A 21,684-nucleotide genomic window follows, 5' to 3' on the forward strand; every position below is an offset into this window, starting at 1 on the left:
AAAAAACTATTTTCACATAATTTTCACATCTATTCACATAGTCAATATGCCCATATTTTAGCCAAAAAAGCGAATTTTTTCGTTACAATTTCAAATAATTCACATATTCATTTTTCACATATTCACAAAGGATAGCAATGCTTGGCGACAAAGTCCTCCAAATGCTCAAAGAAGAGATACCAAAAATAGAGTATGAAAGATATATCAAACAGTTATCTTTCGATGAAGATGCTTCCAAAGCGGATATTGCAGTCTACAAAGCACCAAATCTTTTTGTCGCCAATTGGGTAAAAACCAAATATAAAGAAAAAATTGCACAACTTTTTGAACTGCAAACTGGCATCGAAACCAGTGTTGAAATCGTCACATCCAACCAAAAAACAGCAACAAAAAAAGTAACAACGCAAGAAGTAAAAGAGCATACACCATCCACTACAAGCACAAAAATCAATCCTACCTATACTTTTGAAAATTTTGTTGTAGGAAGTTCCAACCAGTTTGCCTATACCGCTGCTCTTAGTGTTGCAGAAAAACCCGGAAAAGCATACAATCCGCTTTTTATTTATGGAGGTGTCGGACTTGGCAAAACCCACCTTTTGCACGCCATTGGAAATTTCAATATAAAAAAAGAAAAAGTGGTCATCTATGCTACTATTGAGCAATTTATGAACGATTTCACCTATCATCTTCGCAACAAAACGATCGAGCGATTTCGCGAAAAATATCGACAATGTGATATCCTGCTTATTGACGATGTGCAGTTTTTAAGTGGAAAAGAGCGAACGCAAGAGGAGTTTTTCCACACTTTCAACGAACTGCATAACGACAAAAAACAGATCGTTTTGACCAGCGATCAGCACCCCAAAAAAATCGCAGGTCTTGAAGATAGACTTAAAAGCCGATTTGAATGGGGTCTCATTGCCGACATTCAGCCCCCAGAACTTGAAACAAAAATCGCCATTATTAAGAAAAAATGTGAACTTGACGGAATCAATCTTGACGATGAAATCATAAACTATATCGCCTCACATATGGATAGCAATATCCGAGAGATCGAAGGTGTCATCATTAAACTCAATGCCTACTCGTCACTTGTAAACCAAAAAATTACTCTGGATTTGGCAAAAAATGTTTTAGGGGAACTGAAAAAAGAGCAGCAAAAAAATATTACGCTCAAAGACATCGTAGATGCAGTAGCAAGTGATCTCAACATTAAACCAAGCGAAATCAAAAGTAAATCCAGAAGCCGCCAAATCGTTAATGCTAGACGCATCGTCATCTATCTTGCACGGACTCTCACACCAAACTCTATGCCAGCACTCGCACAATTTTTTGGCATGAAAGACCATACCTCGGTCAGCCATGCTATGAAAAAGGTCAAAGAGATGATCGAAAAAGATGCCAATTTCAAACTAAAAATCGATGAACTTGCCCATAAAATAAGAAGCAGCAACAGTGAAAAAATGTGATGAAATCAAAAAAGCAAAAACAGAAAAAAATCCCTTCACACTGTTGTTGTCTTTCGTTTTTCACAAAAACACACCGCAATACTACTGATTCTAAAGAATTTTAAAAAATAAAAGGAAAATTTAACATAACAAAATATAAAATATTAAAAAATCCTAAAATTGGAGAAAAGTATGAAAATCGAGATCCGTAAATCCCTCTTCGAACAAGTTCTTACCCAATTGCAACCTTTCCTGGAAAAAAAAGACATCAGTCAAATCACCTCTCATGTTTACATAGAAGCAAATGAACAACTCATCCTAAAAGCAACCGACTACGAAACGGGACTCAAAACATCACTGGAAGATTTTACCTGTATCAAACCGGGACTTGCCACTGCAAACGGTAAAAAACTGCTTGATATCATACGAATACTCAAAGAGGATCTCATAACATTAGAAACAAAAGAGAATACACTGCATATCTCGCAAGGACATTCCCGGTTTAAGCTGCCAATGTTTGATGCCGAGTCCTTTCCAAAATTTCCCGATATCGACAATCTGCCAAAAATCGATATCAAAGGTGGAGAATTTATAGCTTCACTCAAAAAGATTGCCCCGGCTATAGATACAAACAACCCAAAATTTGAACTTAATGGTGCTCTTATCGATATCAAAGAAGACAAAATCAATTTTGTCGCCACCGATACAAGAAGACTCGCTTTAGTGACACTCGAACAATCTATGGAAAAAGCTTTCAATCTTATCATTCCCAAAAAAGCAATCAACGAGATTCAAAAGCTCTTTTTAGATGATATCAGTATGTTTTATGATGAAACCTATCTTATCATCAAAAACGAAAACTATCTTTTCTTTACAAAATTGATCAATGGGAAATTTCCAGACTACGAACGCATCATTCCAAAATCTCTCAACTATGAAATGACCCTCCCAAAAGAGAGTATGATAGAAGCAATCAAACAGATTACCATCATTTCCAACGAACTCAAACTCACATTTTTAAAAGATCGTATCATCTTTAGAAGTTTAAGTGAAGAAAATATCGAAGCACAAACAGAGATCGAAGTAGCTACACCTTTTGAAGAAAAATTCGTCATGGCCGTCAATAGCAAATATATCCTCGATTTTCTTGCCCATATCGATTCAGACCAATTTATTATGGGTATCAACGACAGCGATCTTCCATTTGAACTCAAAGAAAACAACTTCATCACTATCGTCATGCCAATCGTAATTTAAACGAAAAAAAGATATAATAGAATAATTTATAAGGGGCGAAAAGCCCCAAAATCCGGAGAGGTATAATGGAAAAACAGCAATATGGTGCTGAAAAAATCAAGGTTTTAAAAGGTCTTGAAGCTGTTCGAAAACGACCTGGTATGTATATTGGAGATACCAGTGTCAAGGGACTTCACCATCTTATTTACGAAGTGGTAGACAACGCCATTGATGAAGCGATGGCGGGATACTGCAACAAAATCGACATTACTTTGACCAAAGAGGGAAGTGCCCGTATTAGCGACAACGGACGGGGCATCCCGGTTGATATCCATCCAACAGAAAAGATTCCAGCCGCTACTGTTGTTTTGACCGTTTTGCATGCCGGTGGGAAATTTGGAGGCGACAGTGCCTACAAAGTAAGCGGCGGTTTGCACGGTGTGGGTGTCAGTGTTGTGAACGCTTTATCGAAAAAGCTTATTATGACCATCAAACGAGATGGGAAGATATGGCGTCAAGAGTTTGAAAGAGGTGTTCCAATTACCGATCTGGTAGCTATCGGTGAAACGAGACAGACAGGGACAACCATCGAGTTTTGGCCAGATGAGGAGATTTTTGAAACAACTGAGTTCAAATTTGACATTCTTTCCAGACGATTTAAAGAGCTTGCCTATCTCAATCCAAATATCACTATCACTTTCAAAGATGAAAGAGTCAATACAAAAGAGGTATACCATTTTGAAGGCGGTTTGAGGCAGTTTGTCGAAGATCTCAATACAAAAGAGGCACTGACAAAAACCATCTATTTTCACGACAAAGTGGATGATGTAGAGGTGGATATCGCTCTATTGTACAATAGTGGATTTGACGAAAAAGTTTTTAGTTTTGTCAACAACATCCGAACTCCCGAAGGCGGAACCCATGAGAGCGGTTTTCGGGCGGGTCTTACCAGAGCCATTTCCAACTATATCGCACAAAATGCTAATGCAAAAGAGAAAAATGTCAAAATTACCGGTGAAGATGTACGAGAGGGTCTGGTAGCCGTCATTTCAGTCAAAGTTCCTGAGCCGCAGTTTGAAGGACAGACAAAAGGAAAACTCGGTTCTTCCTATGTACGGCCTATTACACAAAAACTCACCTATGAAAAACTGACCAAATATTTTGAGGAAAATCCTCTCGATGCCAAAGCCATCATGAACAAAGCGTTGGCGGCTGCAAGAGGAAGAGAAGCTGCCAAAAAAGCCAGAGAGCTGGTTCGTAGAAAAGATAGTATGAGTGTGGGGACACTGCCAGGAAAACTGGCAGATTGCCAAAGTAAAGATCCAACTATAAGTGAACTCTTTTTGGTTGAGGGTGACAGTGCGGGAGGAAGTGCAAAACAGGGGCGAGACCGCGTTTTCCAAGCTATTTTGCCTCTAAAGGGAAAGATCTTAAATGTGGAAAAAGCGAGGCTTGACAAGATATTAAAATCTGAAGAGATCAAAAATATCATCACAGCTCTTGGATGTGGTATCGGAGAAGAGTTTGACGAAAATAAACTGAGATACCACAAGATCATTATTATGACTGATGCCGATGTCGATGGAAGCCATATCCAAACACTGCTTCTTACATTCTTTTTTAGGTTTTTGTACCCTATTGTAGAAAAAGGGTATCTCTATATGGCCCAGCCTCCGTTGTATCGATATAAAAAGGGTAAAAAAGAGGTCTATCTCAAGGATGATACGGAGCTCAATCAGTTTTTGATCGAAAACGGTGTCGATGTCTTACTCAGTGAAGTAAACATCGGAAGGTATGATCTTATAGACTTTTTAAAACTGGTAGCGCACTATAGAATGGTACTCAAAGACTTAGAAAAACGCTACTCTTTGATCGAAGTGGTTCGTTACCTCATCGAAAATCGAGATTTGGCAGCATTGGATAACAGTGAACTTTATCAAAAAATTGAAACGTTTTTAGAACAAAAAAACTATAACATACTCAATAAGCATGTTGATGAAGAAAAGATTCATCTGTATGTGCAAACAGAAGATGGACTTGAAGAGATTGTTATCGATGATGAACTCTTTACAAATCCCTATTTTGTAGAGGGTGTCTATATTTTTGAAAAAATCGAAGATAGAGTTCCTGAAGAGCTGAAAGAGAAAGATTTGATGGAGATTTTGGAAAAAGTTGAAAGAAATGCCAAAAAGGGAGCCTATATTCAGCGCTATAAAGGTCTTGGAGAGATGAATCCAGAACAGCTTTGGGAAACGACGATGGATCCTGAGAATAGAAGGCTTCTTCGAGTTACTGTAGAGAATGCAGAGCATGCCAGTGACGTTTTTAGTCTCTTTATGGGTGATGAGGTGGAGCCAAGAAAAAAATATATCGAAGAGCACGCAAAAGACGTGAAGCATCTGGATGTATAAGTGTATGCACAAAAAGAGGATAGAAAGAAAAAGCTTCTCTTTTCTATTCGTGTAGCATTCCCTATCCTCTTTCTTTTTGGACTTCTTTTTTTTGTTGTTGTTTTTGAAAAACGTTCTGTATGGTACGATCTTTTCATCATCTTTTTGGGGACCATAGCAGCTGTCTACTATATCTTTTTAATGCTTTTTTCCCAAATCAGAGAAAAAATAGTTGATGATATCTCTCAGACTTTTAACAGAAACTATATAAAAAAACTTGTTGAAAAGAGTGATGAAAAGAGCTATATCGTTTTGATTTCTATTGATAATATCAAAGAGATCAACGAGCGGTATGGGATCGAGAACGGAGATACAATTCTTCGCAAATTTGCGTATCTTTTAGATTCGTTTTTTTCCAAATATTACAAAGAGATACCGATAGGACGTATCAAAGCCGGCGATTTTTTACTGGTTGTACCAAACAGCGAGAATATTGAAACCAATGTAAAAGAGTTTCTGGACTCTTGTGATAATATGTTTTTAGACAATATTCAAATCAAACTCCTTGGAAGTTATATACAAAAAGACCACCTCACTTTTAAACAGATTGTAGATGGACTATATGAGGATATCTACTATTGTCAAAACAACTGTATCGGAGAAAAGAGAGAGCGACACTTAAAAAAGAGAAAAGATATTTTAAAACTTGAGCAGCAGATCAAAAGAGCAATTGATCAAAAAAAGTTGGAACTGCTTTTTCAACCGGCATTCAATTGTCATACAAAACGGTATGATCTTATACAAACGATCATAAAACTCAAAGATGAAAACGGATCCATTATCCATCCAAGCCAATTTTATCCCATCATCAACAGGCTTGGCCTTGAAAATCGGTTTGATCTTGTACTTACAGAAAAGTTGCTAGAAACAATTTCCAATGATTCCCCTTCGCAACATCTCTTTTTTTGTTTTCCTATCTCACCTTTTTCTCTTCGTAACAAGCGATTTGCTTTCGAGTTTTTCAAGCTTTTTGAAAGATTGCAACAAAAGAGTACCTGTGAGTTTGTTATCCAATTTCATGAAACATCTTTGTATAAAGATACCTATTTTTCCAAAAAGATTGTTCAATGGTATAAAAAGAGAAATTTTTTCCTCGCTTTCAATCATTTCGGTACTTCGGGAACTTCTATGGAATACCTTCAAAACATAGCAATAGATTTTGTTTTTTTTGATAAGATGTATACAAAAAAACTAGATGAACAAAGGCATCGAACAATTCTTACATATTGGATCGATATGTTGCATGTGCTTGATGTACAAACTGTTTTGCCGTTTATTGATAAAAAAGAGATTGCTCAAAAAGTTGAACTTCTCGGAGTAGACTATATTCAAGGATATGCAGTCGCTCCATTGATGGAATATAAAATATTGAAAGAGTTTATAGGAGAAAAACATGCGATATGGTGAGAAAGAGATAAAAGAGTTTGATCCTCAAAAAGATTTGGAAGTATGGCCCAATAAACATGATAAACCGTATAGGATAAAAATTACGCTGCCAGAATTTAGCTGTCTTTGTCCAAGAAGCGGGTATCCTGATTATGCCACGATGCATCTGGAATATATTCCGGACGGATATGTGGTAGAGCTTAAAGCTCTCAAGCTCTATATCAACTCTTTTCGGGATCGCTATATCTCCCATGAAGATAGCACAAACGAGATTTTCGATACTCTCTATAATAAACTGAAGCCAAAATATATGCGTCTTGTAGCCGATTTCAATCCAAGGGGCAATGTCCATACTATCATTGAAATCGACAGTGAAGAGATTGAGAAGGTCAAAAATGGTTGATATTTTGGTAATAGGCAGTGGTGGAGCTGGTCTTAGTGCTGCTCTAATGGCAAAAGAGCTTGGAAAAGAGGTATTGGTTGTAACCAAAAATCTTCCAACTCAGGCACAGACATCCATGGCCCAAGGAGGGATTAACGCAGCTTTACGTGCGCCAGATTCCGTTGAATCGCACATTGAAGATACCCTTTCTTCTTCCGAGGGACTAGCCGATCCAAATGTGGTGGAGTATGTATGCATTGAAGCTTCTAAAATTATTCATTGGCTCGATTCTATAGGAATGCCTTTTGATAGAGATGGTACAGCAATAGCACAGCGAAAACTTGGTGGCGCCCGGTATCCACGAGCGTGCTATGCACAAGATTATACTGGCCTCAAGATTGTACATACACTTTATGACAATGCATTGAAAGCTGGTATTTCATTTTTACATGAACACTTTTTGCTCAATATCATTGAAGAGGATGGTGTCTGTAAGGGTGCCACTTTTTTGGATATTAAAACCTCCCGGGTAAAACAGATTTTGGCAAAATCGGTTATTTTGGCAACTGGTGGATATGCCAAGATTTATGAAAACTTTAGCACGAACGGCGTTGGATCCTATGGCGAGGGTGTAGCGGCTGCGATGCGAGCTGGTGCAAAACTGAGTGATCTTGAATTTATTCAGTTTCATCCCACTGCCTTGAAAAAAAGCTCCATTTTAATCAGTGAAGCTGCACGTGGTGCTGGAGGAAAACTGATTAACCAACATGGCGAGCGTTTTACTGATGAACTGACCACAAGAGACAAACTTTCCCGTGCTATCTATGAAGAGATCGAAAAAGGAAATGAGGTTTTTTTGGATATTCGTCATTTGGGAGAAGAGTTTATTGAAAAAAATCTTCCTCAAGAAAGAAAGTTGGCTATCATTTATGAAGGTGTTGATCCTGTTAAAGAGCCAATCCCTATCAAACCGGCTGCACACTATACAATGGGTGGAATTGATGTGGATGGAAATCTTCAAACATCGATTAAAAATCTTTTTGCTGTTGGAGAATGCAGTAATGCAAAACTCCATGGAGCCAATAGACTTGGCGGAAACTCGTTACTGGAGATTATTGTTCTTGGCCGATTGGCAGGAAAAAATGCTGCATCGGTGCAAAACAACGTAGAGGAAAAAGAGTATGAACGGACAAAAATTGATCAAAACTTTATACAAGCAGTTTTTGCTCTTCCAAACCAGATAGATTTTTTTGAACGCCAGGAGATGCTCAGTAAGATCATGTATCATAATTGTGGGATAGTGAGGGAAGAGTTGCCTTTAAAGGGAGTTTTATCTGTCATTCGTCAGCATCAAAGAGAGCTTGCCTTTATGGGCATCAAAGATAAAAGCCCGCTTTACAACACAGAACTTATTCGATTTTTGGAGTATGGAAATATTGTGGAACTCAGCGAAGCTGTTTTGGTCGGAGCCATCCAAAGATGTGAGAGTCGAGGCGCCCATTATCGAAAAGATTATCCAAATAGAGATGATGGGAAGTTTTTGGCCCATACAATTATTTGGAAAGAAGATGGCGTTTTATGTGCCGATTTTCAAAAGATCCCAAAAGAGTTTAAGTAACAGTAGTGTTGCATTAATAAAAATAGCAATATAAGGTATAAATAGAGAAATTTGAAATCCAGAAAAGTTTGGCTCTTTTTTCTTGATTTTAATGAGTGTTATGTTAATAAGTATAAAAACGATAAAGATGCCATAGCTGGTAAGCTCTGCAAGTTTTACAAGATCTATAAAATAGGCAAAAAGAAGTATGAGTAGTCCTGTGATGATCGTTGCGTATATAGGTGTACGTGTATATGGATGTATAGTTGCTAGAAACCTTGGCAATGCTTTTTGTTTTGCTAATCCGTAGAGCATTCTTGAGACCATAATGATCTGTACAAGTACTCCATTCACAATAGCAAAGAGTGCAATAATACTTAGAATGTGATATTTATCTCCCGTAAGTTTTTTGAATACTTCATCCAATGGAGCATCACTTTCTCCAAGAGATTGGGGATCCAATGTGGTAACACTTATAAAAGCGACAAGAATATAGAGGAGTGTTACAAGAATAAGAGTAATAATAATCGCTCTTGGTATAGTTTTTTGGACATCTACCGCCTCTTCAGAGAGTTTGACAATATCCTCAAAACCGATAAATGCATAAAATGCTAAAAAACTTCCTAGTGCAATATGAATCCAAACATCAAAATCTAGAGGCGGAATGTAGCGCTTAAAATCTATGTTTTCTATATCTATCGATACAAAACCGTAAAAAATAATCAATAAAAGACCAAAAATTTCGATAAGGGTAAAAAGTGTAGTCAACATTACAGACTCTTTGATACCCCATATCGCAATGCCAGTTAAAAAAAGTAGTATCAAAAATTCTGTTGTAAATTCTCCAATATCGTGTAACGGTTTAAGATACCCATAAAATCCACTGATTATGGCAGAAGAGGAAAGAATGCCTGTTATGATGATAATGAAACCCACAACAGTGGAAATTTTTGGTAAAGAAAATGCCCGCTCCAGATAATACGCTTCTGCGGATGCATAAGGATAACGGGCCGCAAGTTCTGCGTAGCAAAGTGCCGTAAATAGAACTGCAAAACAAGCAAGTATAAATGAAAAAGGTGCATAATAGCCACTGATTTGGGCAATTTTACCAATAAGAACATATATTCCGGCACCTATAATGTTCCCAGCCCCATAAAAGATGAGATAAGGAAGTGTAACTGCACGTTTTAAAGAAGGTTCGCCCATTTTTCTCTCCATCTATTTTCTTAATATAATTGTAATCAATTTGCACTATAATTATTTATATCATTGCATAATAACGAGAAAAGAAGTCTGTATGAAGATAAAGGTACAAAGATATCATCCACAATTCGAGCCACCATCAATCGATATGGAGTATGAAATTCCAAAAGATTTGACACTTCTGGAGAGTTTGGAATACATAAAAAAAGAGAAAGACAGAACGCTTACGTTTTCTTGTATGTGTCGAAGCGGAGTGTGTGGCAGTTGTGCAGTACGAGTGAACGGGAAAGAGGTGCTTGCATGCGAATATAAGCCAAATGATGGTGATTTTGTTGAGCCACTCAAAAATAGTGACGTTATTCGAGATCTAGTAACAGATATGGAAAAACCTCTGAAAAGACTTATATCCGCAAAAGCCTATCCTCTTGCAATGCAACAAAAAGAGATCGATGAGCGTGAAATAGAAAAGATTGAGAGACAAAGTGATTGCATTTTGTGCCAAAGCTGTTATAGTAGTTGTCCTGTCTATGAGACCAATGACTCCTTTTTGGGTCCTTTTGCCTTGACAAGGGCATATCGATACGTTGTGGATGCAAGAGAAGAGGCAAAAAAAGAGCATATCGATGCAGTGGTGCAAAACGGAATCTGGGACTGTACACTTTGTGGTAACTGTACGATAGTCTGTCCACAGGGGATTGATCCGAAAAATGATATTTTGATGCTGCAAAGCTGGGCTGCCAAGTTTGGCTATACCAATCCCACTATGGGATCTTTTGGAAGTTTTGGATTGGAGTTTTGATGGATAGAAACGCTTACAATATAGAACTTTTTTCCGCAGTTCCAAATTTCATTATCGACGATATCAATCGATACGGCAAAATCGTTGAATTTTATAAAAACATGCCGGCAATGAATAGTGATGATACGATGCGTTATTTCTATTTTATCATAGAAGGTCGTATAAAGGTGTATCAGTTCAATTTTGAAACTTCTAAAGAACAGACAATCAAGATTTTAAGCCGTGGTGATATGTTTGATGTGGTTGTTTTGATGGATGACAAACCTCATGAAGTTGTCACCCAAGCGTATGAAGACACCAAAGCCCTTCGTATTCCAATCGATAAAGTGCGAGAGTGGATCGATAGTAACAAGGATTTTCGGAAACTTTTTTTCCGCTATGTTGCCAACGAGATGCGAAATCTTGAAGAACTTGCTACAGATTTAAGCCTTTTGGATACCTCATCCAGGTTTATCAAACTTCTTCTAAAAAATTTCGATCCATCCACTGCGAAACTCAAACTCATCCACGATCTTCCTCACGAAGAGTTGGCTTCTTTGATAGGAACTGTGCGCCATGTAGTGAATAGGCATATACAAGAGTTAAAGAAAGATGGCAGTTTGGAAGTGGAGAGAAAGAAAATCAAGCTCAACAACATTGCAAAACTGATTGATCGATTGCAACTGAAGTAGCAGATAATTTTCTATAATCGTATTAAAATCATTTCAACCAAAAATATAAAGGAGGTTGAAATGAAAAAACTCTTCGTGAGTTTTGCAGCTGCTTCACTGTTAGTCAGTGGTGCTTTTGCTTCTGTTGCAAGTAAAGCTGAATCAAACAAAGCTGTCGCGCAAGCAAAAACAGAAGTCAAAAAAGAGCAAAAAGAGCTCAAAATAGTACAAGAGGCTGTTGATGCAGTTGCATTGACCAATAAAGTACTCGCAGAGCTGGAAAAAGGAAATAAAGACAAGGCTATCAAAGATCTTGAAGATGCGATTGGAAAGCTTGAAGTAGTACTGAGTGCTCCCAACGCTCCGGCACTTATTCCAATCGACAGTGCAATCGAAGTTGTCGATTTTCCAGGGACCCTGCAAGATATCAAAACTGCGATTATTAGTGCAAAGGCGTTGTTAGCGCAAAATAAAATCCAAGAAGCACGAGCGATTCTCGATACGTTACGAAGCGAAATTGTGTTAAAAGTTGTCAATCTTCCATTAGCTTCCTATCCAGCGGCATTGAAATTAGCTGCTAAATTTTTGCATGAAAACAGAATCAATGAAGCAAAAAATGTGCTCAATCAAGCACTCGCAACATTTGTTGAGGTGGATGTTGTCACACCTATTCCACTTTTACAAGCGATTCATTTAGTGGAAGTGGCGAAAGATGTAGCGAAAAAAGATAAGAAAAAAGCGCTTGAAATGCTTGATGAGGCAAAAAGGGATTTGAAAAAAGCCGAAGCTCTTGGATACACAAGCGATTCTGATACAACATACAAGATGTTGGAGGATATGATCGCAAAAGTAGAAAAAGAGGTGAAAGGAAAAAACAAAGCTGAGAAGCTGTTTGAAGAACTCTTGGAAAAACTCAAAGAGTTTAAAGAAAAAGCTGTGAAAAAAATCAATAAATAAAGGAGAAAACCATGGCAGTAGTAGGATTTCATCATTTAGAGGAACTGTTTCGAAGAGGTGCGAGTCTAGATATCAAAAAGGGACATGCAAAAGAGGTAACAGATATTGTGGAGCAAAAACTGTATGATTTGCTTTTAATGGGACAAAAAGCGGCAAAATACAATAATAGAGATGTTATATGGAAATATGATCTTCCTATAACAAAAGGCTTGGAAGAGACGATCAATGAGTTTAAAAAACTGGAACAAGAGATAGAGCTGAAAGATATTTTGGAGCGTCTTGCAACCTATCCTCCTCTTTTGGAGTTGGAAGCGGAGCTTGAAAAGAGCCTTCCTGAGATTGTAGGTGGTTTGACACTTGTTTTGGCAAGAATCATGAAAAAACTGGATGAAGAAAACAGAACAGTGACACATGAGCTTATTGAAAAAGCAAAAGGTGTCATGGATTTGACATTATAGGAGGCTGTTATGGTTGGTTATCAAAATATGCTCGATAACAAAGAGCTACTGAAAAATTTTGAAAAGCACTCCAAAATTGCTGGAGTGATCTTTCTGCTTTTAGGATTAGTGGGAATTTTCTTTCCCGCTATCATGAGTTTGACGACAGCCTATTTCGTTGCTTTTTTATTTATATTCAGTGGGATTACCATTGGATATCATACATGGCAGACAGATAAAAAGGACTGGCTTGGATGGCTTAAAGCCTTTATTTACTTTTTAACAGGAGCACTCGTTATTTTCTTTCCACTTCCTGGAGTTGCAGCACTTGGAATCATTTTGGCCATCTACTTTTTTATGGATGGTTTTGCCTCTTTTGCTTTGTCTGGACAGATGAAGGGAGAGAATAAGTATTGGTGGCTTATTTTGCTTAATGGAATTTTGTCAATTGTTATAGGCGTGATCTTTTTAATCGGTTGGCCGTTTAGTTCACTGTTTTTAGTGGGTCTTTTTGTTGGAATCAGCCTTTTCTTTGATGGAATCATTCTTCTTACGATGAGCTCCCAAATCAAAAAACTGGAAGACGACAACTCTTAATCTTCATTGGAAAGGGGTTTGCCCCTTTCACTGTTTTGCTACATTTGTTGCTGAAAATGTACGATATTCCCAATAAACTTTATAAAAAATCCAAAGGAGAATAGTATGGTTATAAAAAAAGAGGCAGCTAAAATATTGTTAGCTCTTCATAGGAGTGATGATAAAATAATCAATGTAGAAAAGTTGAATCAAGAGGCTGTGGAAGAGCTCAATCTTTCTGGTCTTGTTCGATTTCCAATTCCTGCAAAAATAGAGCTTACATATAGCGGTTCGATCATAGCTCAAATATTGGCAGATGTGGAAAATGAGATAGAAAAGATAGATGCGTGGAAAGAGAGCTTCAAATGGGTTAGCTCTGAAGTGATAGCAATGATCGATGCTGCAATCAAAGGCAAAAACAAAACAACAAAAGTTAGTAATGAGGAGCTTGAAAAAAGAGGATTTGCAAAAAATGGAGAGCTCACGCAAGCAGCACTTGATCTATTTAACGCCTACTCTATCACTGAGCCAGAACTTGTTATTGATGCGAAGTTGGCTGAGTATATCAGAAAATCTCCAATGGGACCAACAGATGCACACTATTTGCCAATTGAAGGAAACAGTAAAGATTTGCTTGAAGCGATGAGACTTATTGCATATTCAGTGCCTCATGGAGACTTCTTTACCTTTACTGAGCTTGGACAGGCTGTCAAAGAGACGTTAACGCTTGGCGGATGGGCAAATGAGGGAAGTGTTTTGGATCTTTCTATTTTGGAGTCAATCGCTTTGGTAGCCGATGGAGAAGATGTGGATGTGGATACACTCCTTCAGCTTGAAGCGTTGGGATATGTAAGCGATGTGGATACATTGACAAAAGCTGGAGAAAAAGCATTAGAGGTCTATCGAATCTTTAAAGACAAAACAGAAAAACCACTCCGCTCTTTTGCAATTGAAAAAGAAGAAGTTGAAACACTCAAGACTATCGATCGTATCTGGAAAGAGAAGTACACTTCCAATCCTGAAGAGACAGCAAACTTTGATGAGATCAAAAAAGAGCTAGTGGATAGAAAAGTAAGAGAATACAAAAAAATTCTTGAAAAGTATGGCAGACGACTTGATGAGATGCCAAAGAAAAAGCAAGAGATTGCCAAAAAATTTGGTGAAGCCAAAGATATGGTGAAATGGTTTGAAGAAAATTTTGATTTAAGAGAATATCTTTACAATCTAGAAGGTTTTGGACTCATTACTGAAGGAGTCGATAGCAAAGGAAGAGCGGTTTATTATGTGAGTGAAAACGGTCAAAGAGTGATTGAAGATCAAAGCGATGAGCGAAGTATCCACTCTTGGAGTGTGAAAACTTTAACAATCTCCAATAAAATCTTTAGCTCACCAAACAGAGAGTGGGTAGAAGAAGCAAGAAAAGAGAGAATTCTTGGGACTTACGAGCCAAGTAGTTCGGGCTTATTGTATGAAGAGCTTGCAAATAGCGAAAAACTTCCTTTCATGAGTCGATATGAGATGGATATTTTTAAAATGATTCCGGACCATGGCGTATCTTGTGAAGATATTTTAGATAAGACTTTACATGAAGATGAGTATTTGCATCGAAAAGAAGCCATTGATAAACTCGAAGCAAAAGGATTTATCGAAATCTTGCCTGACGGACATATCATTGAGACTGAGTATGGAAAAATGATGGATGAGGCGTTGAGTGGAGTACCTGAAGGATTTGGGGCCCCTGTCAATCCTACAATTTACCGGGTTGTCAAAGCGATTGCTGAGACTGGAAGCATGTATGTGAAAGAGCAAAAGGTACGTATAATGCCAGAAAATATCAAAGAGGCGATTAATCGAAGTGGTCTGAGTAAAGAGAGTTTTGAAAAGGCTTATGTGGCTGCAAGAGAAGCAAAATTTTTAGGCAAAAACAGCGTCAATGAAGCAGGTCTAAAGATGCTTGAAGCCGTTGAAATCCTCAACGGCTAAAATGCAACAAAAGTCGCAGAAAAATTAAGTAAAAAGATGTAAACTATTATTACAAATATCCCATAAAGGAGGAAAATATGGGATTCAATGAAAAGCTGCAAGAGATATTGGATTCTCAAGTGGATGTTGTCAAAAAGGTGATGAACCTTGTAAGTGAGAGTATCGATGAACTCAAAGAAAAAGCAAAAGCAGAAAAGCGCTCTTTGGATGAGGTAATCGATGAGATTTTACAAAAAGTAAATATAAATAAGAAGGAGGGGAGCATGGGAATGCCATTACTTGGAGACAAGTTTCCATCAATCAATGTCCAAACAACACATGGACCAATGAGTTTACCAGATGATTTGAAAGGAAAATGGACAGTACTGTTTAGTCACCCTGCAGACTTTACACCAGTATGTACAACTGAATTTGTCAGTTTTCAAAAGCATAAAAAAGATTTCGACGCAATTGGTGCGCAGCTTATTGGTTTGTCAATTGACCAAGTATTTAGCCATATTAAATGGGTTGAGTGGATTAAGGAAAGACTTGATGTAGAAATCGAATTTCCAATTATAGCTGCAACAGATACATTGGCAGCAAAAATTGGCATGATCCATCCAAATAAAGGAACCAACACTGTTCGAGCAGTCTTTATCATCGATCCTGAAGGTATTGTGAGAACAATTCTTTACTATCCACAAGAGATTGGTCGAAACATTCCTGAAATTGTACGGGCTGTTAAAGCACTTCAAAAAAGTGATGCCGAAGGTGTTGCAACACCTGCTAACTGGCCGGAAAATGAACTCATTGGCGATAAGGTTATCATCCCGCCTGCTACTGATTGTGAAACAGCGAAGAAACGAACCGAAGAGTATAGTTGCTACGATTGGTGGTTCTGCTATAAAGAGTCGAAATAATTCTCAGGCCCTTTGGCCTGATGCTATTTTTTCATATATCCTTTTTTCGTATCCTTTTTAATTTTTTGATTTAGCTCAGGAAAAAATACGCTAAATTCTCCTTTGACTCCCGTTGCTTTGGTTGCCTTTTTGGCAATTTTTTCCTCTTTGAAAAAGAGAAAGTGGTGACCATGAAATTTTTTATCCATATAATGAAATAGTTTTTTCCCATCAGAATGGGTTACACGTGCTTTTTGAAGCCGTTGAAAGAAACGTTTGAACTTCTCTCTTCTCTCTTTTTGGGAGAAAAAAAGAGTTCCTCCAATGACAATAAATAAGATACCGGCTAATATGAGAATAAAAACAAAAAGATGAGTATCACTTCCCGTCGCTGATTTAAATCCATGTGTAGCGCTGATGACCCGATCGTTCATGATAGATCCTAAAAATAAAAAACTATAATAAATATAGCGCAAAAAGATATTTTTTAATTTAAATAAAAATTATAATTAATGCAGTTTGATAAATGCGGAAGGTGGAACGGATATAGAGTTGGTATCGATTTTTTCTTTGCTTTTGATATATACATATGCGCCATTTTCTGTTTTAAAAATGCCAAGAAAATGCTCTTTGAACTGTAGCCACTCTATTGATCCATGAAGGGAGTTTTTTGAAGAAGGTTGCAACAAGATCTTTTCGGGTACAATGAGGATATCACACTCTTTTTCGCATCGTATATTGGTTTGAAAGGATGTTTGCAACGAAGGGATGTAAAGAACCCCATCTTTCGTATAGGCTTTGAAGATATTTTTATATCCAAGATATTTTGCGACAGAAACTGTTTTCGGATGAGAAAAAACCTCCTCTTTTGTACCTGTTTGTTCAATTTTCCCATTGATCATCACAGAGACGGAATCGGCCAAAAAATAGGCTTCGTCCAAATCGTGTGTTATAAAAAGAGTAGGAATAGAAAACTCTTTTTGCACCCTTTTCAAAAACATCCAAAGCTCTTGCTTCAATGTTATATCCAAAGCACTAAATGGTTCATCCAATACAAGAAGTTTTGGTTGAATAGCGAGGGCTCTAAGAAGGGCCACCCTTTGACGTTCCCCTCCGCTTAAGGTGGATGGATATCGATGAAGCAGTGGTTCAAGACGGCTCAAAGTGAGCAACTCATCGAGAAACTTTTTATCGACATCTTTTTTTTGTGCTTTAATGCCATACAGGATGTTTTCATGTACATTCATATGGGGGAAAAGGGCCAAATGCTGTGGAACATAACCAAAATTTCTTTCATAGGGTTTGAGTGCAGTGATATCTTTTTGATCAAAATAGATTTTTCCAGATTGAGGATGAATTAGCCCGAGAATCAATTTCAAAAGGGTGCTTTTCCCGGCTCCAGATGGACCAAGAAGAGCATGGGAAGAAGTAGGCACTGAAAGATTAATCCCTTCGAGAGTGAATGAGCCCATCGTTGCATGTATATTGTGAAGAGCGATCACCTTTGCAACCTTTGTAGGAGCATTCTTGTAAGAAAGAGTGCTCCAAGACCAAAGGATAGAAGTATCAGAATGATTGTCACTGTACCTTTGATATCTGCCATTTCAAGATGCAGATAGATAGAAATGGGCAGTGTCTCCGTACGAAAAGGCATCGTTCCTGCAATTGTGAGGGTAGCTCCAAACTCACCAAGTGCTTTTGCCCAGCTAAGAATCATTCCTGCAATTAGTCCTCTTTTTGCCAAAGGTAAAGTGATAGTAAAAAAGGTATACAAAGGGTTTGCTCCAAGAGTATTTGCCGTATTTTCAAACTCTGTATCCACCTCGTCAAACGCCGCTTTTGCAAAGCGGGTCGCAACGCCAACGACAGTTAAAAATTGAGCCAGAACAATGCCACTGAAACTAAAAATAAATGTTATAAGATTATTTTGTATCCACTCCCCTAAAGGATTATTGAAAAAGATAAGTACAATGGCTCCAAGGGCTGCAGGAGAGACAACCATAGGGAACTCAAGGATAGTATCTGTTATGTTTTTCCCAAAAAATTTGTGACGAGAAAGAGCAAAACCTGCCGGTATTGCAATAAGAAGAGCCAAGAGTGTAGCGAGTGTTGCTGCTGCTAAAGAGGTTTTAATGGCAAAAAGAATCCTGTCAGAATGGAGGTATTCCATAAAATCGGCAGGACTGAAAAAATAGAAAATCGAAGCAATTAAACCACCATATACAAAAAGTAGAAAAATGGCAAAACTGACTGATATATGTCTCACCGCTGCATCCACTCCTGAGGTACTTTGTATTTGCCTCCTACCGGTTTTTTTGCACCGATATATTGCTGTGCTTGCTTGATGGTTGCAAAATAGTGGTATTTTGCAAAAATCTTTTGCCCTTCTTGCGAAGTTAGAAAGTCGATAAACTTTTGGGCTAGTTTTGGATGGCGGCTATATTTGGAAATGGCAATAGGGATATAACCTATACGGACAATTTCACTGGGTTTTAAAGGGATTGTTTCGATTTTTTTAGGGTTCCAGTAGTGAAACACTCTCCATCCAATCACCGCATCAGCCTGTTTGAGTGCAATAGCATTTGCTGTTTTAGCGCAAGAGCCAGTATAGCCTACAAGATTGTTTCGAAACTGCTTTTTTTGCTCTGGAGTAAAGTTTTTTTCTAATATCTCAATGGCGTATGCTCCAACACAGACTCCCTGTGGGTTAGCAATGGCTACTTTAATGCCAGGTTTTGTCAGATCTTTGAGAGAGTGAATATGTTTGGGATTTCCTTTTTGCACATTGATAGCTGAGACCAAATAGACTACGATTTTTTCGCTTTTGGGATTCACAAGTCCCTTTTTTTTAGCTATCTCCATATAGTCTGAACTGCCAGGAAAGTAGAGATCTCCTTGCTTTGTAAGCTGCATTTGAGACAGAACAAAACCGCTGCCGCCAAAGATGATATCTATATGCACTCCCGTTTTTTTCTCGAAGGCTTTGGCAGCTTCCTCAGTTGCAGGTTTACTAGCACTTCCTGCAAAGATCAAAAGCTGCTCTTTTGCTAAAAGAGCGGTTAGAAAAGCGAAAAGAAGAACTATCTTTTTCACATCCCCTCCCTCTTTTTTCAAAAATTATAGCATGTACTATGTTTACACGAAAATTGCACACTCTATTTCGTATAGTATTGGGAATAAAACCAAAGGAGATGTTATGAGACGAGTGACGATATTTGTAGCTGCAATGGCTTTGATAGGAATGATGGGTTTGCAAGCGAGCGAAATGAAGTGTGGCTCTGGAATGATGCCAAAGAGTGAAAGCAAAATGATGGATAAAAATGAGATGATGAATAAAAATGGAATGCATAAGTGTAATTCTGGAATGATGCAGAAGATGCAAGAAAAAAATAGTACGAAAAATATGAATAAATGTGGTGATGGTATGATGAATATGAAACCACAAAGTATGAATATGCCTATGAAAAAAATGATGATGGCAAAATGTGAATGTATGGAAAAGATGAAAAAGATGATGAAAGAGTGTAAAGCACGTATGAAGCAAATGAAACAAGAGTCTATGCAGATGAAAGATCAAAAAATGATGAAGTGTCCTATATGCGATAAAAAATAGATTAAAAAGATCGATGGAAAAAAGAAGAGCCTTTTTAATACTCTGTGGCGCCTCTTTTTTTGTTCCAGTCTCAACACTATTGGCTTCGGATCAAAAAAAGATACTTCAAGCGCTTGTTGAAATTCTCATTCCATATTCTGACAAACAACTACAAGACGCTGCACATAACTATATCATCTATTTTATTTTTACACATCCTACATTAAATAATCAAAAACGAAAATTTTTGAAAAAATCTCTTCTTTGGCTCAATACATTTTCTATAGAAAAAAAGAGAAAAAGTTTTGATGCCCTTGCAAAGAATGAGCAACAATACCTACTCGAAGAGCTCCTTGAGCATGACTGGGGCAAAGAGATGATAACTCATTACACAACTTTACTTCTGGAAGCAACACTGGGTGATCCGATCTATGGCATAAATCCTAAAGGGATGGGATGGGAAAGAGTCGGTTTTACACCAGGATTTCCAAGACCAAAGAGGATATATCGTGGAAGTTGATGTGTGCATTGTAGGCAGTGGTGCCGGAGGAGCTCCCATAGCCTATGTTTTACAGCAAGCTGGATTTGATGTGGTGGTAGTAGAAAAAGGTCCATATATCAAAAGAGAAGATTTCAGTAAAGATGAGATCGCGCTTCGAAGAGGGATATACCGAAGCAATATCGATGAAGAGTTTCATGTCATCTATCAAAATGGTAAGCGTTATGTTGGCAAAGAGTGTGGATGGAGTTTCAATAACGGAAGCCTTGTGGGAGGTGCTACCAATTTTATGAGTGGATATTTTCACAAGATGCAGCCTATCGATTTTCGGTTAAAAACGGAATTTGGTGCCTTAGAGGGAGCAAATATCGAGGATTGGCCCATAGCATATGAGGATTTGAAACCTTATTATGATAAAGTTGCTCATGTTGTAGGAGTCAGTGGAGAGGGACTGCCCTATCCTCCTTTGAAAGAGAATATCGCTGCACAATGGTTTGATGAAGCATGTAGAAAGTTAGAGATTTGTCCCGTGAAAACTCCCAGGGCTATTCTCTCTTTACCTAAAGGAGATAGAAACAGCTGCGTCTATTCGGGATTTTGTGGAAGTTATGGCTGCAGCAGCGGTGCAAAATCTAGTTCACGAGAGGCTATGCTGCAAGATGTGAAGATTTTAGATAACTCTTTTGCGTATAAGCTTGATAGCGATGCAAAAAGAGTGCATACGCTGTACTATTTTGATCAAAAGAGAAAATCACATAAAATTCATGCCTCAATCTTCGTTTTGGCGCTTTCACCTATTGAGACGGTTAGACTGCTTTTCAATTCAAAAAATAGATACTTTCCAGATGGCCTTGCCAACAGCTCATCCCACCTTGGGAAAAACCTCATTTTCAGTGCAGGTGGGGTTGGCGGAGGAGTGATGAAAAAAGAGATGATGCATGAAGATCTCTTTACAGAACTTCAAAATAGAGCTCTCTTTTTGAATAGAAACTTGAAAGAGTGGTATGTGTATGAGAAGGGTAATCGGCGGCAAAAGGGAGGAGTGATCGATTTTCTGTTTGAACATAGCAATATCATCATGCAGGCGCAAAATAGAATGTGGAATGGCAACAAGCCTCTTTGGGGTGCGCAGTTGGCGAAACGATTGGAGAAGATCAACAATGAGCGGGTAATACAGTTTGAAGTGTTCAATGACTGGCTACCTACCGATCGTTGCCAAATTGGCATAGAACCGGGTTTGAAAGATAGATGGGGGATCAACGTTGCAGCTATCTATCTGGATGCCCATCCAAGAAACAGAGAAGTTGCAAACTTTTTAGGAAAAAAAGGGATAGAAGTACTGAAAAAAATGGGTGCAACATCGCTCTACTACTTTTTGAGCGATGATCCACCCACCAACCTGGTGGCAGGTGGATGCCGATTTGGAAATGATCCTAGACATTCTGTTCTCGATCCGACTTGCAGATCATGGGATCTAGAGAACCTCTACATCAGTGATGCTTCTTTTATGCCAACTGGCGGAAGCATTCCTTATACCTGGACCATTTATGCAAACGCCTTTCGAGTGGCTGAGAATGTCAAAAAGCAATTACGAAAGAGCATAAACTAAAA

General features: G+C 38.1%; 21 protein-coding genes. 16 read left to right on the plus strand and 5 right to left on the minus strand.

What is annotated here, in order from left to right; genetic code table 11:
* The first annotated feature begins 137 nt into the window (after positions 1-137).
* The 6 genes from dnaA (at position 138) to JG735_RS00030 (ending at position 8,520) form a co-directional block, all read left to right on the plus strand.
* On the plus strand, positions 138-1,469 hold the full coding sequence (gene dnaA / locus JG735_RS00005) for a chromosomal replication initiator protein DnaA (RefSeq protein ID WP_201334833.1): 1,332 nt from the start codon (positions 138-140) through the stop codon (positions 1,467-1,469).
* 171 nt (positions 1,470-1,640) lie between these two features.
* Entirely contained in the window at positions 1,641-2,705 is a 1,065-nt protein-coding gene (dnaN, locus tag JG735_RS00010) for a DNA polymerase III subunit beta (protein WP_201334834.1), read from the plus strand.
* Positions 2,706-2,770: 65 nt separating this feature from the next.
* Complete coding sequence (gyrB, locus tag JG735_RS00015; protein ID WP_201334835.1) at positions 2,771-5,095, plus strand: DNA topoisomerase (ATP-hydrolyzing) subunit B; 2,325 nt, start codon at positions 2,771-2,773, stop codon at positions 5,093-5,095.
* Positions 5,096-6,541, plus strand: coding sequence for a GGDEF domain-containing protein (locus tag JG735_RS00020; RefSeq protein WP_201334836.1), 1,446 nt, complete (start codon positions 5,096-5,098; stop codon positions 6,539-6,541).
* Positions 6,528-6,923, plus strand: a complete 396-nt coding sequence (gene queF, locus JG735_RS00025) for a preQ(1) synthase (RefSeq protein ID WP_201334837.1) — start codon at positions 6,528-6,530, stop codon at positions 6,921-6,923. Before JG735_RS00020 ends, queF begins: the two co-directional genes overlap by 14 nt.
* Positions 6,916-8,520 (plus strand): FAD-dependent oxidoreductase, encoded by a 1,605-nt coding sequence (locus tag JG735_RS00030; protein ID WP_201334838.1) that lies wholly within the window; start codon positions 6,916-6,918, stop codon positions 8,518-8,520. Before queF ends, JG735_RS00030 begins: the two co-directional genes overlap by 8 nt.
* On the opposite strand, the gene JG735_RS00035 is transcribed toward JG735_RS00030, so the two are convergent.
* Entirely contained in the window at positions 8,479-9,717 is a 1,239-nt protein-coding gene (locus JG735_RS00035) for an APC family permease (RefSeq protein WP_201334839.1), read from the minus strand. The genes JG735_RS00030 and JG735_RS00035 overlap by 42 nt on opposite strands.
* A 79-nt stretch (positions 9,718-9,796) precedes the next feature.
* Here JG735_RS00035 and JG735_RS00040 point away from each other — a divergent pair, with 79 nt between their 5' ends.
* The 7 genes from JG735_RS00040 to JG735_RS00070 all read left to right on the plus strand — a co-directional run bounded on the left by JG735_RS00040 (position 9,797) and on the right by JG735_RS00070 (position 16,003).
* On the plus strand, positions 9,797-10,501 hold the full coding sequence (locus tag JG735_RS00040; protein WP_201334840.1) for a succinate dehydrogenase/fumarate reductase iron-sulfur subunit: 705 nt from the start codon (positions 9,797-9,799) through the stop codon (positions 10,499-10,501).
* Positions 10,501-11,172, plus strand: coding sequence for a Crp/Fnr family transcriptional regulator (locus tag JG735_RS00045; protein ID WP_011979555.1), 672 nt, complete (start codon positions 10,501-10,503; stop codon positions 11,170-11,172). Before JG735_RS00040 ends, JG735_RS00045 begins: the two co-directional genes overlap by 1 nt.
* A gap of 60 nt (positions 11,173-11,232) precedes the next feature.
* Positions 11,233-12,108 (plus strand): YfdX family protein, encoded by an 876-nt coding sequence (locus JG735_RS00050; RefSeq protein ID WP_201334841.1) that lies wholly within the window; start codon positions 11,233-11,235, stop codon positions 12,106-12,108.
* Between the two features lie 11 nt (positions 12,109-12,119).
* On the plus strand, positions 12,120-12,566 hold the full coding sequence (locus tag JG735_RS00055; protein WP_201334842.1) for a DUF1931 family protein: 447 nt from the start codon (positions 12,120-12,122) through the stop codon (positions 12,564-12,566).
* 9 nt (positions 12,567-12,575) lie between these two features.
* The gene (locus JG735_RS00060; RefSeq protein ID WP_201334843.1) at positions 12,576-13,142 is read left to right on the plus strand and encodes an HdeD family acid-resistance protein; all 567 of its coding nucleotides are present in this window, start codon (positions 12,576-12,578) and stop codon (positions 13,140-13,142) included.
* Between the two features lie 105 nt (positions 13,143-13,247).
* Positions 13,248-15,104 (plus strand): DUF505 domain-containing protein, encoded by a 1,857-nt coding sequence (locus tag JG735_RS00065; RefSeq protein WP_201334844.1) that lies wholly within the window; start codon positions 13,248-13,250, stop codon positions 15,102-15,104.
* A gap of 77 nt (positions 15,105-15,181) precedes the next feature.
* Entirely contained in the window at positions 15,182-16,003 is an 822-nt protein-coding gene (locus JG735_RS00070; RefSeq protein ID WP_201334845.1) for a peroxiredoxin, read from the plus strand.
* Positions 16,004-16,026: 23 nt separating this feature from the next.
* Here JG735_RS00070 and JG735_RS00075 read toward each other — a convergent pair whose 3' ends face one another.
* From JG735_RS00075 to modA, 4 genes are all read right to left on the minus strand, one after another.
* Positions 16,027-16,416 carry a hypothetical protein gene (locus tag JG735_RS00075; protein ID WP_201334846.1) on the minus strand — a complete coding sequence of 130 codons (390 nt, stop codon included), beginning with the start codon at positions 16,414-16,416 and terminating at the stop codon, positions 16,027-16,029.
* 75 nt (positions 16,417-16,491) lie between these two features.
* The gene (locus JG735_RS00080) at positions 16,492-17,484 is read right to left on the minus strand and encodes an ABC transporter ATP-binding protein (protein ID WP_201334847.1); all 993 of its coding nucleotides are present in this window, start codon (positions 17,482-17,484) and stop codon (positions 16,492-16,494) included.
* On the minus strand, positions 17,481-18,248 hold the full coding sequence (locus tag JG735_RS00085; protein ID WP_236584032.1) for an ABC transporter permease: 768 nt from the start codon (positions 18,246-18,248) through the stop codon (positions 17,481-17,483). Before JG735_RS00085 ends, JG735_RS00080 begins: the two co-directional genes overlap by 4 nt.
* Entirely contained in the window at positions 18,245-19,075 is an 831-nt protein-coding gene (gene modA, locus JG735_RS00090; RefSeq protein WP_236584033.1) for a molybdate ABC transporter substrate-binding protein, read from the minus strand. Before modA ends, JG735_RS00085 begins: the two co-directional genes overlap by 4 nt.
* Before the next feature lie 103 nt (positions 19,076-19,178).
* Between modA and JG735_RS00095 the strand changes: the two genes are divergently transcribed.
* The 3 genes from JG735_RS00095 to JG735_RS00105 are packed head-to-tail and all read left to right on the plus strand — an operon-like array spanning position 19,179 to position 21,682.
* The gene (locus JG735_RS00095) at positions 19,179-19,595 is read left to right on the plus strand and encodes a hypothetical protein (protein ID WP_201334850.1); all 417 of its coding nucleotides are present in this window, start codon (positions 19,179-19,181) and stop codon (positions 19,593-19,595) included.
* Positions 19,596-19,608: 13 nt separating this feature from the next.
* A complete protein-coding gene (locus JG735_RS00100) occupies positions 19,609-20,094 on the plus strand; it encodes a gluconate 2-dehydrogenase subunit 3 family protein (RefSeq protein WP_201334851.1) in 486 nt (161 codons plus the stop codon).
* The gene (locus JG735_RS00105; RefSeq protein WP_201334852.1) at positions 20,084-21,682 is read left to right on the plus strand and encodes a GMC oxidoreductase; all 1,599 of its coding nucleotides are present in this window, start codon (positions 20,084-20,086) and stop codon (positions 21,680-21,682) included. The genes JG735_RS00100 and JG735_RS00105 overlap by 11 nt, the downstream gene beginning before the upstream one ends.
* The last annotated feature ends 2 nt before the right edge of the window (positions 21,683-21,684 follow it).

Origin of the sequence: Nitratiruptor sp. YY08-10 (assembly GCF_016629565.1) — a bacterium.
Lineage (GTDB): Bacteria > Campylobacterota > Campylobacteria > Campylobacterales > Nitratiruptoraceae > Nitratiruptor.

What these genes read in the sequence shown, in the direction of transcription:
- dnaA (WP_201334833.1), top strand. Translation starts at nt 138, where the DNA reads ATGCTTGGCGACAAAGTCCTCCAAATGCTCAAAGAAGAGATACCAAAA.
- dnaN (WP_201334834.1), top strand. Translation starts at nt 1,641, where the DNA reads ATGAAAATCGAGATCCGTAAATCCCTCTTCGAACAAGTTCTTACCCAA.
- gyrB (WP_201334835.1), top strand. Translation starts at nt 2,771, where the DNA reads ATGGAAAAACAGCAATATGGTGCTGAAAAAATCAAGGTTTTAAAAGGT.
- queF (WP_201334837.1), top strand. Translation starts at nt 6,528, where the DNA reads ATGCGATATGGTGAGAAAGAGATAAAAGAGTTTGATCCTCAAAAAGAT.
- JG735_RS00030 (WP_201334838.1), top strand. Translation starts at nt 6,916, where the DNA reads ATGGTTGATATTTTGGTAATAGGCAGTGGTGGAGCTGGTCTTAGTGCT.
- JG735_RS00035 (WP_201334839.1), bottom strand. Translation starts at nt 9,717, where the DNA reads ATGGAGAGAAAAATGGGCGAACCTTCTTTAAAACGTGCAGTTACACTT.
- JG735_RS00040 (WP_201334840.1), top strand. Translation starts at nt 9,797, where the DNA reads ATGAAGATAAAGGTACAAAGATATCATCCACAATTCGAGCCACCATCA.
- JG735_RS00045 (WP_011979555.1), top strand. Translation starts at nt 10,501, where the DNA reads ATGGATAGAAACGCTTACAATATAGAACTTTTTTCCGCAGTTCCAAAT.
- JG735_RS00050 (WP_201334841.1), top strand. Translation starts at nt 11,233, where the DNA reads ATGAAAAAACTCTTCGTGAGTTTTGCAGCTGCTTCACTGTTAGTCAGT.
- JG735_RS00055 (WP_201334842.1), top strand. Translation starts at nt 12,120, where the DNA reads ATGGCAGTAGTAGGATTTCATCATTTAGAGGAACTGTTTCGAAGAGGT.
- JG735_RS00060 (WP_201334843.1), top strand. Translation starts at nt 12,576, where the DNA reads ATGGTTGGTTATCAAAATATGCTCGATAACAAAGAGCTACTGAAAAAT.
- JG735_RS00065 (WP_201334844.1), top strand. Translation starts at nt 13,248, where the DNA reads ATGGTTATAAAAAAAGAGGCAGCTAAAATATTGTTAGCTCTTCATAGG.
- JG735_RS00070 (WP_201334845.1), top strand. Translation starts at nt 15,182, where the DNA reads ATGGGATTCAATGAAAAGCTGCAAGAGATATTGGATTCTCAAGTGGAT.
- JG735_RS00075 (WP_201334846.1), bottom strand. Translation starts at nt 16,416, where the DNA reads ATGAACGATCGGGTCATCAGCGCTACACATGGATTTAAATCAGCGACG.
- JG735_RS00095 (WP_201334850.1), top strand. Translation starts at nt 19,179, where the DNA reads ATGAGACGAGTGACGATATTTGTAGCTGCAATGGCTTTGATAGGAATG.
- JG735_RS00100 (WP_201334851.1), top strand. Translation starts at nt 19,609, where the DNA reads ATGGAAAAAAGAAGAGCCTTTTTAATACTCTGTGGCGCCTCTTTTTTT.